The organism is Streptomyces sp. NPDC046335 (assembly GCF_055587985.1).
The window spans coordinates 206,863-219,022 of record NZ_JBVJFF010000006.1 but is presented as its reverse complement, the minus strand read 5'-3'; the positions used below and the strand labels follow the sequence as shown (position 1 = coordinate 219,022).

The following is a 12,160-nucleotide window of genomic DNA, read 5'->3' as shown; positions in this document are numbered from 1 at the left end:
ACCGCATGCTTCCTCCTTCCACCCCCGCCCCCGCCCCTGCCCGCGCACCTGCCATCTGGGACGTGATCGTCGTAGGAGCCGGTCCGGCCGGCGCCACCGCCGCGCGCGTCGCCGCCGAGAACGGCCGCGAGACACTGCTGCTGGAGCGCGCCGCCATCCCCCGCTACAAGACCTGCGGCGGCGGCCTCATCGGAGCGTCCCTCGCCGCCCTTCCTCCCGGCCTGCCCCTGAACATCCACGACACGGCCGGCCAGTTCACCTTCACCCTCAACGGCCGCAGAGAACGCACCCTCGACTCCACGTCCCCGACGTGCGCCATGGTCTACCGCAGCGAACTCGACGCGGCACTGACCGAGGCTGCCGCCGCCGCAGGAGCGGAGGTCCGCGACAGCACCACGCTGACCAGCCTGGAACAACAGGGCGCGACCGTGACGGTGAGAACCAACCGCGGCGACACCCTCCGCGCCCGAGCCGTCGTCGGCGCCGACGGCAGCGCCGGCAGAGTCTCCCGGTACGTAGGCGTGGAGTGCGCACAGGTCGACCTCGCCCTGGAGGCAGAGGTACCGGTCGACGACAGGACGGCCGAACGCTGGCGAGGCCGTGCCCTCATGGAGTGGGGGCCGCTGCCGGGTTCCTTCGGCTGGGTCTTCCCCAAGGGCGACGTCTGCACCGCCGGAGTGGTGGCCGCCCGTGGCAACCCCGCCGCCCTGCGCGCCTACAAGGAGGACTTCCTCGAACGCCAGGGACTTCTCGGCCCCCGCCCCCTGCACGACACCGGCCACCTCACCCGCTGCCGCCGCCCCGACTCCCCACTCGCCCGCGGCCGCGTACTGGTCGCCGGTGACGCCGCGGCCCTCGTCGACCACTGGTCACGAGAAGGCATCTCCTACGCCCTGCGCTCAGGAGACCTCGCGGGTCACGCCGCCGCCCGCCTCGTCACCGCCGCCGAAGAGGAAACGAGCGCGGTCACGGACCACTACGGACAGCAGGTCGACGTCATCCTCGGTGCCGAGATGCGCGCCAGCAGCTCCCTGATGAACCTCTTCGTCCGCAACCCCGGTCTCGTCCACACAGCACTGACCCGCCTGCCTCCGGCGTGGCGCCACCTCGACGCCTACCTCGCCGGTCACACCAGCGTCGCCGGGATCATGTCCACCCCCTTCGCACGGGCAGCCGCCGCACTGGCCACCCGGCTGCCGCTGGGGTCCCCGAGACCGCGCTGATCACGCCGCCGCCGTACAGAGCGTGACCGACGAGCCCTTCCAACGCGGCGCGACGCGTGGACAATGACGGTCTTGCCGGGCAACCGGCCCTCGGCGGCCGCGGCGTGGACCGCGGACAGGTCGGCCGGCGGGCGCCGGTCGGAGACGTGAATGTGCAGGTCAACCGCCCGCGGCCGACGCGCCGCTCCGAAACACTCCCGGGACACGGTCCCGTCCGAGTAACCCGCCCTCCGGGTCGAGCGACCCGACCGACTCGACCGGCCCGGCCGCCCGAGCAGAGCGCTCACGCCGAGCGGTTACCGCTCCGGTCTTCGGTGAGGCGAGCGCCGCTGTCGCCGGCCGCCCCAGCCGCGCCCCCCTGTCGGGAACCCCGCTACGCGACGCTGCTCGGCGTCAGCCGCCGCGTGACCCGGTCGAGCAGATCCGTCAGCGGCTCGCCGATTTCCTGGCCGAACTCAGTCAGCCCGTACGTGACTTGAGGCGGTGTCGTCGGCTCGACCTCCCGCCAGATCAGGCCGTCCTCGACCAGCGCGCGCAGGGTCTGGGAAAGCATCTTCTCGCTGACCCCCTGAATGCTCTCGCGCAGCTCGTAGAACCGAAGGCTGTTGCCCCGCAAGGAGATCAGCACCCAGACGCCCCACTTGCTGGTCACATGGTCGACCATATTGCGCGCGGGACAGTCGGTGTGAAACACGTCATACCGCTGCCCCTCCTCGGCCCCTGTGCGCTGCACGCCTTCCACCATGTCATGAGCTTACCTCGGGGTATGTCCTTACGGCGGATGGCCCGCGTCCCTAAGTTGAAGCCCGCAAAGGACAATTGACAAGGAGCTGACCATGATCGTGGTGACCGGGGCTACCGGAAATATCGGACGACCGTTGACGCAGGCGCTGGCCGAGGCCGGCCAAGAGGTGACGGCCGTGTCGCGGCACACGGCGGAGGTGCCGAACGGCGTCCGCCACGTGGTGGCCGACCTGGCCGATCCGGCCGGCCTCAAGCCCGCGCTCGCCGGGGCGAAGGCGCTGTTCCTGCTGCTCTCCGGCGACCTGCACGCCGCTGGGGCCAGCCCCGCCGACATCATCCGCGAAGCCGCGGACAGCGGGGTCCGCCGGGTCGTCCTGCTCTCCACGCTGGGCGTGGTGACCAGGCCCTTCGGTTCCACGCGGATCGCGATGCGCGCGCTGGAGGACACGCTGCGGGAATCGGGCCTGGAGTGGACCATCCTGCGGCCGGGCGGCTTCGCCTCCAACGCCCTGTGGTGGGCCGAGTCCGTCCGTACGCAGCAGGTCGTCGCCGCGCCCTTCGGCGACGTCGGCGTGCCGATCATCGACCCGGCGGACATCGGCGCGGTCGCGGCGGCCTCCCTGCTGGACGACCGGCACATCGGCGGAGTGTACGAACTGACCGGTCCTGAGGTGATCACTCCGCGCCAGCAGGCGGAGGCCATCGCCACCGCGCTGGGCTCGCCGGTGAGGTTCCACGAACTCACCCGCGACGAGGCCAAGGCCGCCATGTCCCAGAGCATGCCGGCGGAACTCGCCGACGACACCCTGGAAATCCTCGGTTCCCCGAACCCGGCCGAGCTGCGCGTCAGCCCGGACGTCCAGCAGGTCATCGGCCGCGCTCCGCGCTCCTTCGCCGACTGGGCCGCCCGCAATGTCGCCGCGTTCCGCTGACATCGACAAGTCGGCGCCGTCCCGCTCCTTCCGTCCGGAGGGGACGTCCAAGGACCGCCCCGCGTAGCTGACTTCGCGGGTCGCGGGGCAGTGCTCCTCCGGTTGCAGGCGGCCAGGTCGGATGCATGGGTGGAAGGGCGGACACCCGGCACGAAGGTCTGGCCGCAGACGGAGTGGGGGAGGTCCGCCGCCTCGGCGGGGCCGCCGCCGGCAAGCGCGGAACCGCAGGACATCGGCCGATGCGGAGCAGGTCATACTCGGCGGGGTACGGGTTCCAGCACGGCGGATGTCAGGAGACAGTATGCGGATCGGGGAGCTGGCGGCACGCACCGGAGTCAGTGTGCGGTCCCTGCGCTACTACGAGGAGCAAGGACTGCTCAGCAGCACGCGCAGTCCGAGCGGGCAGCGGCACTACACAGAGAACGACGCGGAGCGGGTCCGCTACGTCCAGGACCTCTACGCGGCGAACCTGTCGAGCCGCACCATCGCCGAACTCATGCCCTGCGCCTACTCCCCGAGCGAGCGGAACTCGGACGCCGCCCTGGAGCGGTTGGCGCAGGAGCGAGAGCGGCTCACGGCCCAGATCGACGACCTGCTCAGGGCCCGGGACACCCTCGACACCATGACGGCCGTGGCGCGCGCACACCGCGAAACCCTGGCGAGCTGAGCCAGGGATTCTCATCCGCACGCCACGGACCGCCGGACGGCGCCCGTCGGCCCAGGGCTTCGGGGTGCCGTCCACGTCCGCGCGACGTCTCCCGCCTTCGCTCAGCCGCGGTGCACGACCGCCTCAGCTCAGCCGCGGTGCACGACCGTGCCCCCGGTCATCGTCAGCGTGACGGGTGCTTCGCCCAGTTCGTCGGCGGGCGCGGTGACGGGGTCGACGGCGAACGCCGTGAGGTCGGCCCGGTACCCGGGGGCGATCCGTCCCGCCACGTCCTGCTCGCCCACCGAGCGCGCGGAGTGCGACGTATAGCCCTCAAGGGCCATCAGACCGGTCAGGGCCTGACCGGCGGTGACCGGCGCCGTCTCCGGCTGCCCCGGCAGCCGGCGCAGCCGGGCGGCGGCGAGCACCTCACGCGGGTCGTAGTGGGCGATGGGCCAGTCCGAACCGAGGACCAGGACCGCGCCCGCGTCCCGCAGGTCACGGCAGCGCCAGGCACGGCCGGCGCGCTCCTCGCCGACCCGCCTGGACCACTCGTCGCAGTGGTCCGCACGGGTGTACGCGAGGTGGGTCGGCTGCATGGACGCGGCCACCCCGAGCCGGGCGAAGCGCGGAATCTGGCTGTCCGGCACCGTCTCGATGTGCTCGATCCGGTGCAGCGCCCGCTGCGCGGGGGCGTCGAGCAGTTCCACGGTGTCCAGGACGTGCCGTACGGCCGCGTCACCGATGGCGTGGGTGACCGTGCGCACCCCGGCGCGGGCGAGACGGTGGACGGCCCGGGTGTACGCGGCCGGGTCGGGCCAGAACGCCTCCGTGCCCTGGCCGTGGCAGTCGGGGTGTTCCAGCCAGGCCGTACCGCCCTCGACGGTGCCGTCCATGAAGAACTTCACGCCGCCGACCCGCCAGCGCCGCCCGCGCACGCGTTGCAGCTCGACGAGGTGGTCCAGGCCCTCCTCGTCCGTGCCGGGCATGCACCAGGGGGCGATGCGCAGCCGCACCGGCAGTTCGCCGTTCTCCTCCAGGCCGGCCAGGAGGCCGAGGACGCCGGGGTCCTGGAGGTCCATGACGTGGGCGCCGGTGAGCCCGGTCGCGGCCATGTCGCGCAGCAGCCCGAGAAGCCGTTCACCGCGCACGGCCGCGCTCTCACGCGGGAGTACGGGATCCATCAGGCTCATGGCGGCGAACTCGACGAGATGCCCGGTGGGCAGCCCCTCCGGGTCGCAGACGACGTGGGCCCGCTGCGTGAAGACCCGCGGCCCGTCGATGCCCGCGGCGGCCAGGGCGGGGCCGCTGGCCAGGGCGGAGTGTCCGTCGTAGAGCCGGATGAGGGCGGGCACTCCGGCGAGGGCCGGGTCGATCAGGTCGTGGTGGACGGGCCGGCCGCCGAAGGCGTTGTGGTCCAGGCCGTACGCCAGGACCCAGTCACCGGGGCGCGTCGTCCGGGCCGCCGCGGCCAGCGCTGCCCGCAGTCCTTCCAGGTCGCGGCAGTCGGAGAGGTCGAGCCCTGCGGCCATCTCCATGCCCATGTATGGGTGGCTGTGGCCGTCGACCAGGCCGGGCGTGAGGGTGGCGCCGGCCAGGTCCACGATCTCGGTGTCCGTACCGCGCCAGTCCCGTACGTCGCTCTCGTCACCGACGGCGATGATGTGCCCGTCCTTGACCGCGACGGCACCCGCCGACGGCCGTCCGGGATCGAGGGTGCGGACGCGCGCGCCGGTCAGGATCGTGTCGGCGACGGCGGACAGGGGCTGAGCGGGGTGTGACACGGGAGGAGTCTTCCTTGCTGTGGGTGGGAGTGGGATCGGGAGTGGTAGTGGGTGTGGGTGCTCGTCGTCCGGCTCCTGTGCGAAGTTCGCGTACACCTCGGGTCGGCTGCGGCGCATGCGCAGTGAGACCAGGAGACCGACGACGAAGGCGACGGGCACCATCAGCACAAGAACGGTGTTGGTGGTGAACGACGCTCCGGTCATCAGCCCGATCTTGCTGATGATCAGCCACATCGCGCCGGCCATCAGGACGGTGGAGGCCAGCGGTGCGACCAGGGTGCGCCAACGGCCCTCCTCGTGCTGGATGTGCCGGAAGTAGCGGAGCACGGCGACGGCCGTGAGCGCCTGGAGGGCCATCAGGCCGATGCTGCCCGGGGTGTTCATCCACAGCAGGAGTTGCCGGTACGGATCGGCGCCGGCGAGGGCGAAGCCCGTGACGCAGATCGCCGCGAGGACGCTCTGCGCGACGCCCGCCACGTACGGCGAACGGTGTTTGGGGTGGACCGTGCCGAGCGCCCTGGGCAGGACGCCCTCCCGGGCGAGCGAGAAGCCGTAGCGGTTGATCGCGTTGTGGAAGGCCAGTTGCGAGGCGATGATGCTGGTGACGATGAAGACGTGCATGAGGTCGGCGGCCCAGCCGCCGACGTACTGCGTTGTCGCGGTGAAGAAGAGCCCCATCGGGTCGGTGGTGACGGCCCGCATGATGTGCGAGCTGCCGTAGGCCTGGATGACGATCCAGACGCTGAACGCGTAGAAGAGGCCGAGGAATCCGACGGCGATGTAGGTGGCCCGCGGGATGGTGCGGTTCGGGTCGCGTGCCTCGCGGCGGTAGATGGCGGTGGACTCGAAGCCGGTGAAGGCGGCGAAGGCGAAGGCGAGCACCGCGCCGGTGCCGGGCACCAGGACGTTGCCGGGCGTGAAGGAGTCCAGGGCGAGCCCCTCGGCCCCGCCGTCGAGGAGCACTCCGCCCGCGAGCAGTACGAGGATGCCGGTCTCCGCGACCAGCAGGACGCCGAGGACCTTCGCGCCGAACTCGATGCTGCGGTAGCCGAGGAACCAGATCACGAAGACGCCCGCGAACGCGATGGCCGGCCAGGGCACATGGATGCCCCACAGCGCGTCGAGCGCGTCCTGGGTGCCGGTGGCGAGCAGCCCGTACACACCGATCTGCATGCCGTTGTACGCGAGAAGGGCGACCGTCGCGGCGCCGAATCCGGCGGGGCGGCCCAGCCCGAGGGTGATGAAGGCGTAGAAGCCGCCGCTGCTGCGGACGTGCCGGGTCATCGCGGTGAAGCCGACCGCGAAAAGGGCGAGTGTGATCCCGGCCAGGAGGTAGCCGACGGGGGCGCCGATGCCGCCGGTGCCGAGGGCCAGGGGTGCCACACCGGCCATGACGGTCAGGGGCGCGGCGGCGGAGATGACGAAGAACACGATGTCGGCGACGCCGAGACTGCCCCGGCGCAGTCCGGGGGAGTCGTCACCCCCGGCTGAACCCGGAGGTCGCGGCTCGGCGCCCTTTGGTGCTCCCTCACGGGATGCGGACTCAACGGCCATGAAGCTCGGGCCCTTCTTCGACGGAGGAGAGGGAGGGAGGACGACGGCCAGGAGCCTCCGGCATACGGGGATGCGGCGGGCCGCCGATTAACCTAAACCGTTTCGGTTTAGGTAATGTGTCAGGCAATGTAGAGGGCAGCCGTACGATTCGGGAAGACCCCGGATGAGGAGAGTGGACATGGGCCGCCCGCGGAAGGCGCTGCTCGACCGGACGCGCATCGGCCGTACGGCACTCGAACTCGTCGACGAGACAGGTGACTTCACGCTTCCCGAGGTCGCGAGGCGGCTCGGCGTGCAGACGGCATCGGTGTACCACCATGTGGACGGCCGGGCGGGGGTGATCGAGCTGCTGCGCGATCGGGTGGCCGACGGGTTCGACGACGGCGTCCTCGACCAGCGCCCCTGGGACGTGGCCCTGGAGGCGTGGGCCGGCTCCTACCGCGCCGCTTTCGCGGCCCACCCCCGGGCGATCCCCATGCTGATGACCTCGCCGGTACGGGCGACACGGGTCCTGGAGCAGTACGAGCGGGTGGCCGGCCTGCTGCTGGACACGGGATTCGCGCCGGAGGCCGTGCTGCCGATCATCACCGGCCTGGACAACATCGTCCTCGGCTCGGCCCTGGACATGTCGGCGCCCGAGGACATGTGGGTGATCGGGGAGCAGGACGAGGCTCCGCGACTGGCCCTCGCCCAGGCGGCCGCGGGGCCCACCTGCGCGGACCAAGCCTTCGGCCTGACGCTCACGGGCTTCCTGACCCGCTGCCGAGCGCTGCTCGAAGAGTCCCCGGCACGCCCCATGCGCCCCTGACCGAGACCCATGGCCGAGCCCCCTGACCGAGGCCCCCGACCGAGGCCTCTGGCCGGGGTCGGCCGACTGCGTCGTCCATTCGGGTGGGGGTGTGCCGAGCCGGCCGGTTCACCCGGGGGAGCCCGCGTCGCCCGGCCTCCTGGCGGGGAGGGCGCATTACGGTGAACGCCACTTGACGTCGTTGAAGGGGAGTTGACGCCTGATGCGGGACACCGGGCTGCGAGCCAAGTACATCCACCGATTCCACGTGGAGGATGCCGACGCGAACGGCGTCGTCGACCGGTCCGACATCCTCCTGCGCGCCGAACGGCTGATCGACGGGATGGACGAGCCACTCGGCTCCCCGCGGGCCGCCGCAGTCCTGGCGGGAGCCGAGGCGTACTGGCAGCGGCTGGCCGAGCTCGCCGGTGTCGACGAGGACGGCGAGCTGACGGAGGACGTCTACGTCCAGACGCTGGAGGAAGCGGTACAGGTCGGCGCGATCGCGGGCCTCGTCGCCCCGTCCGTGGAGGCACATGTCCAACTCGCCGACAGCGAAGGCACCGGCACGGTGGCTCTCGACGACTTCATCCGCGCGCAGGTCGCGTCCGGCATGTCCACGGCCATGGCCAGCGAGGCATTCGAAGCCTTGGACCGCGACGGGGACGGCCGGATCACGGTGGAGGAGTGGCAGCGGGCGGTACTGGACTACTACACGAACGCGGACGCGGATGTCCGGGCCCCGGGGAGCCTGGTGATGGGCCTCCGCGCGGAGGGCTGACGCCCCACGCCATGCCGCACCACGCGAGCGGGCCGTACTCGCACCGTCCCTGCCTCGCCGCACCGCGGAGTGCCCGGGGCGAGCCCGTACGGGTCACTCCAACGCGCCGACGCCCGCGGCCCGGCCTTGAATGGTCGGGTGACCGGGCCACCCGACGACTGCCTCGCGCGCAACGAATGGATCTGCGGTGAGTACCTGAGCACCCGCCGCCAGATCCTCGTCGACGCGGTCGTGCAGCATCTTCAGCTGACGTCCGTCTCCGTGCTGATCGCCCTCGTCGTCGCCGTGCCCCTCGCCGTGCTCGCCCGCCGCTGGGGCTGGGCCGCGGGCCCGGCCCTCGCGCTCACCACCGTCCTCTACACGATCCCCTCGCTCGCGATGTTCTCGCTGCTGCTCCCGGTGTACGGGCTCTCCGCGCCGCTCGTCGTCGCGGGCCTCGTCCTGTACTCCCTCACCCTGCTCGTGCGGAACATCCTCGCCGGGCTGCGCTCCGTCCCCGGGGAGACCCGGCAGGCCGCGCGCGGCATGGGGTACGGGCCGATCCGGCTCCTGCTCACCGTCGAACTGCCGCTTGCGCTGCCCGCCGCGATGGCCGGGCTCCGCATCGCCATGGTCTCCGCCGTCTCCCTCGTCACCGTCGGCGCGATCGTCGGCTTCGGCGGACTCGGCAACCTCATCTACTCCGGCATGAACACCTACTTCAAGGCACAGGTGCTCACCGCCTCCGTGCTCTGCGTCGTCATCGCCGTCGCCGCCGACCTGCTGCTTCTCGGCGTACAGCGGGCCCTGACGCCATGGACCAGGGCGGTGCGTACGTGAAGGCGCTCGGCGACGCCTGGGACTGGCTCGGCGACCCGGCGCACTGGGCCGGCGAAGACGGCATCTGGCACCGGCTCACCGAGCATCTCGTCCTGACCGTCGTCTGCCTGCTGGTCAGCTGTCTGATCGCCCTGCCCGTCGCACTCGTCCTCGGCCACCTCGGCAGAGGCGGCGCGCTCGCCGTGAACATCTCCAACGTCGGGCGCGCGGTGCCCACCTTCGCCGTACTCGTCCTGCTCCTCCTGACCCCGCTCGGCACCTGGGGCGACGGCCCGACCGTCGTCGCCCTCGTGCTGTTCGCCGTGCCGCCGCTGCTCACCAACGCCTACGTCGGCATGCGCGGCGTCGACCGCGGCGTGGTCCAGGCGGCGCGGGGCATGGGCATGACCGGGCGGCAGATGCTGTGGCGGGTCGAACTCCCGCTCGCGCTGCCGCTGGTGCTCAGCGGGGTCCGGATCGCCGCCGTCCAGCTCGTCGCCACCGCCACCATCGCCGCGCTCGCGGGCGGCGGAGGGCTGGGCCGGATCATCACGGCGGGGTTCAACCTGGCGAGCACTCCGCAGGTCGTGGCGGGTGCCGTGCTCGTGGCCGGGTTCGCGCTGATCGTCGAGGGGATCTTCGAGGCCGCCGAGCGGCTCGCGCCCGGGTGGACGCGGAGGAGGGCCGGATGAGGGGCCGCGCCGCGGCGGCAGCGGCGGCCTCGCTCGCCCTTCTCGCGGGCTGCGCGTCCGGGCCCTCCCTGGAGAACCGGGGCGAGGTCACCGGGCCGCCCGGCGACAGCAAGAACCTCACGGTCGGCTCCGCGGGCTTCACGGAGTCCGACCTGCTGGCCCAGATGTACGCGCTGCTCCTGAACAAGGCCGGCTACGGCACCAAGATCCTCTCCGTGGCCAACCGCGAGCTGTACGAGCCCGCGCTGGAATCCGGGCAGATCGACGTCGTCCCCGAGTACGCGGCGACCTTCGCGGACTGGCTGAACGCCAAGGAGAACGGCGCCGACGCGGAGCCCGTGGGCTCGCCCGACGTGCATACGACGATCAAGGCTCTGCGCCGCCTCGCGGCACCGCGCGGCCTCACCGTGCTCGACCCCGGCAAGGCGGTCGACCAGAACGCCTTCGCCGTCGCCGCCCCCTACGCCCGCGAGCACCGCCTGAAGACCCTGTCCGACCTGGGCAGATCCGGCCTGAAGGTACGGCTCGCCGCGGGCGACGAGTGCGTGCGGCGGCCCTACTGCGCGCCGGGTCTGCGCAAGGTCTACGGCATCGATCTCACCGGGGTGGACCCCAAGGGCGTCGGCACGACCCAGGCCAAGAAGGCGGTCCAGAGCGGGCAGGACCAGATGGTCCTCACCACCTCGACGGACGCGACCCTCGACGACTTCGGCCTGGTGCTCCTGGAGGACGACAAGCACCTCCAGAACGCCGACTACCTGGTCCCCGTCGTCAACCGCTCCCGAGCGGGCAGCAAGGGCGTCGCCAAGGCGCTCGACCGCCTGGCCCCGGTCCTGACGACACAGGACCTGGCCTCCATGAACGAACAGGTCGACAGCTGGCGCCGCCTACCGCAGGACGTAGCGAGAACGTACCTGCGGAACAAGAACCTCCTATAGCACCAGCAACGGTGCCGGCGAAGCGCCCCGTCAGGGGCGCGGGGAACGGCGCGAGCAACCACGACGAACCCGCGGCGACAAGAACCGCCCACCCAGCGGAGCGTTCACGCGTCGGCGACCGAGTCGAACCGCACCTGGGCCCGCGCCAACCCCCGCGCATCCGCGTCGACCGACCGCCGCAGCGCCTCATGCAGCTTCGCCGGGGTCAGGACGCCCAGGAAACGCGCCCCGTCGAGCACCGCGACCCAGCCCGCGTCGTGCTGAAGCATGACGCCGAAGGCCTGCTTGAGCGGGGCACCCACCGGCACCCAGGAGTTCATGCGGTGGGCGAGGTCGCCGACCGTGCCGTCGGAGCCGGCGAGCGCGACCTCGTCGACGCCGACCCAGCCGTGCAGATCGCCGCCCGCGTCCAGGACGACGGCCCAGCGCGCCTCCTCCTCGCGCAGCCGGGCCGCGGCCTGCGCCGCGGGCTCGTCGAGGCGGGCGATCGGCGGCTGCTCCAGGTCGTCCGACTGAATCTCCGTCACCGAGAGCCGCTTCAGGCCCCGGTCGGCGCCGACGAACTCGGCGACATACGGCGTAGCGGGCGCCCCGAGCACCGCCCCCGGCGTGTCGAACTGCTCGATGCGCCCCTGCCCGTACACGGCGATGCGGTCACCGAGGCGGACCGCCTCCTCGATGTCGTGCGTGACCAGCAGAACCGTCTTGCGCACCGCCGACTGCATCCGCAGGAACTCGTCCTGCAACTGCTCGCGCACCACCGGGTCCACCGCCCCGAACGGCTCGTCCATCAGGAGTACCGGCGGGTCGGCGGCCAGCGCGCGGGCGACCCCGACCCGCTGGCGCTGGCCCCCGGAGAGCTGCTCGGGATAGCGGGACCCGAACGTCGCCGGGTCCAGACCCACCAGCTCGAGCAACTCCGCCGCCCTGGCCCTCGCCCTGGCCTTCTTCCAGCCGATGAGCGCGGGCACGGTCGCCGTGTTGTCCAGGACCGTGCGGTGCGGGAAGAGACCGACCTGCTGGATGACGTAACCGATCCGGCGGCGCAGGCGCACCGGGTCCACATCGGCGATGTTCTCGCCGTCCAGGAAGATGCTGCCCGACGTGGGTTCGATGAGCCGGTTGACCATCATCATGGTGGTGGTCTTGCCGCAGCCGGACGGGCCGACGAGCGTGACCAGTTCGCCCCGGCCCACCTCGAAGGAGAGATCGTCCACGGCCGTCGTACCGTCCGGGTAGCGCTTGGTCACCTGCTCGAACCGGATCATGCCCACACGCTAG

The 12,160-nt window shown here is 71.8% G+C and carries 11 protein-coding genes and 1 pseudogene; 8 read left to right on the top strand and 4 right to left on the bottom strand.

Translation table 11 applies throughout. The annotated features are described in order from the left end of the window. Positions 1 to 5: 5 nt before the first annotated feature. On the top strand, positions 6 to 1,223 hold the full coding sequence (locus ACZ6JY_RS16445; protein ID WP_469196523.1) for a geranylgeranyl reductase family protein: 1,218 nt from the start codon (positions 6 to 8) through the stop codon (positions 1,221 to 1,223). Positions 1,224 to 1,596: 373 nt separating this feature from the next. On the opposite strand, the gene ACZ6JY_RS16440 is transcribed toward ACZ6JY_RS16445, so the two are convergent. Then, a complete protein-coding gene (locus tag ACZ6JY_RS16440; protein WP_469196521.1) occupies positions 1,597 to 1,968 on the bottom strand; it encodes a winged helix-turn-helix transcriptional regulator in 372 nt (123 codons plus the stop codon). A 91-nt stretch (positions 1,969 to 2,059) separates the two neighbouring features. Between ACZ6JY_RS16440 and ACZ6JY_RS16435 the strand changes: the two genes are divergently transcribed. Both ACZ6JY_RS16435 and ACZ6JY_RS16430 read left to right on the top strand, forming a co-directional pair. Next, on the top strand, positions 2,060 to 2,899 hold the full coding sequence (locus ACZ6JY_RS16435) for an SDR family oxidoreductase (RefSeq protein WP_469196519.1): 840 nt from the start codon (positions 2,060 to 2,062) through the stop codon (positions 2,897 to 2,899). Between the two features lie 301 nt (positions 2,900 to 3,200). Continuing rightward, a complete protein-coding gene (locus tag ACZ6JY_RS16430) occupies positions 3,201 to 3,566 on the top strand; it encodes a MerR family transcriptional regulator (RefSeq protein ID WP_469196517.1) in 366 nt (121 codons plus the stop codon). A gap of 128 nt (positions 3,567 to 3,694) precedes the next feature. On the opposite strand, the gene ACZ6JY_RS16425 is transcribed toward ACZ6JY_RS16430, so the two are convergent. Together ACZ6JY_RS16425 and ACZ6JY_RS16420 are read right to left on the bottom strand one after the other, a co-directional pair. Further along, entirely contained in the window at positions 3,695 to 5,308 is a 1,614-nt protein-coding gene (locus tag ACZ6JY_RS16425) for an amidohydrolase (protein ID WP_469196958.1), read from the bottom strand. A gap of 75 nt (positions 5,309 to 5,383) precedes the next feature. Further along, positions 5,384 to 6,883: pseudogene (locus tag ACZ6JY_RS16420) on the bottom strand (APC family permease); the annotation flags it as partial. A 178-nt stretch (positions 6,884 to 7,061) separates the two neighbouring features. Here ACZ6JY_RS16420 and ACZ6JY_RS16415 point away from each other — a divergent pair. The 5 genes from ACZ6JY_RS16415 to ACZ6JY_RS16395 all read left to right on the top strand — a co-directional run bounded on the left by ACZ6JY_RS16415 (position 7,062) and on the right by ACZ6JY_RS16395 (position 10,879). Further along, positions 7,062 to 7,691, top strand: coding sequence for a TetR/AcrR family transcriptional regulator (locus tag ACZ6JY_RS16415; protein WP_469196515.1), 630 nt, complete (start codon positions 7,062 to 7,064; stop codon positions 7,689 to 7,691). A 202-nt stretch (positions 7,692 to 7,893) separates the two neighbouring features. After that, positions 7,894 to 8,451: an EF-hand domain-containing protein gene (locus tag ACZ6JY_RS16410; RefSeq protein ID WP_469196513.1), complete on the top strand. Its 558-nt coding sequence runs from the start codon at positions 7,894 to 7,896 to the stop codon at positions 8,449 to 8,451. A gap of 138 nt (positions 8,452 to 8,589) precedes the next feature. Continuing rightward, positions 8,590 to 9,270 carry an ABC transporter permease gene (locus tag ACZ6JY_RS16405; protein ID WP_469196511.1) on the top strand — a complete coding sequence of 227 codons (681 nt, stop codon included), beginning with the start codon at positions 8,590 to 8,592 and terminating at the stop codon, positions 9,268 to 9,270. Further along, positions 9,246 to 9,941: an ABC transporter permease gene (locus ACZ6JY_RS16400; protein WP_469196509.1), complete on the top strand. Its 696-nt coding sequence runs from the start codon at positions 9,246 to 9,248 to the stop codon at positions 9,939 to 9,941. The genes ACZ6JY_RS16405 and ACZ6JY_RS16400 overlap by 25 nt, the downstream gene beginning before the upstream one ends. Next, positions 9,938 to 10,879 carry an ABC transporter substrate-binding protein gene (locus ACZ6JY_RS16395; RefSeq protein ID WP_469196507.1) on the top strand — a complete coding sequence of 314 codons (942 nt, stop codon included), beginning with the start codon at positions 9,938 to 9,940 and terminating at the stop codon, positions 10,877 to 10,879. Before ACZ6JY_RS16400 ends, ACZ6JY_RS16395 begins: the two co-directional genes overlap by 4 nt. A gap of 104 nt (positions 10,880 to 10,983) precedes the next feature. Here the strand turns inward: ACZ6JY_RS16395 and ACZ6JY_RS16390 are convergent, their stop codons facing one another. Then, the gene (locus ACZ6JY_RS16390) at positions 10,984 to 12,147 is read right to left on the bottom strand and encodes an ABC transporter ATP-binding protein (RefSeq protein ID WP_469196505.1); all 1,164 of its coding nucleotides are present in this window, start codon (positions 12,145 to 12,147) and stop codon (positions 10,984 to 10,986) included. Between the last annotated feature and the right edge of the window lie 13 nt (positions 12,148 to 12,160).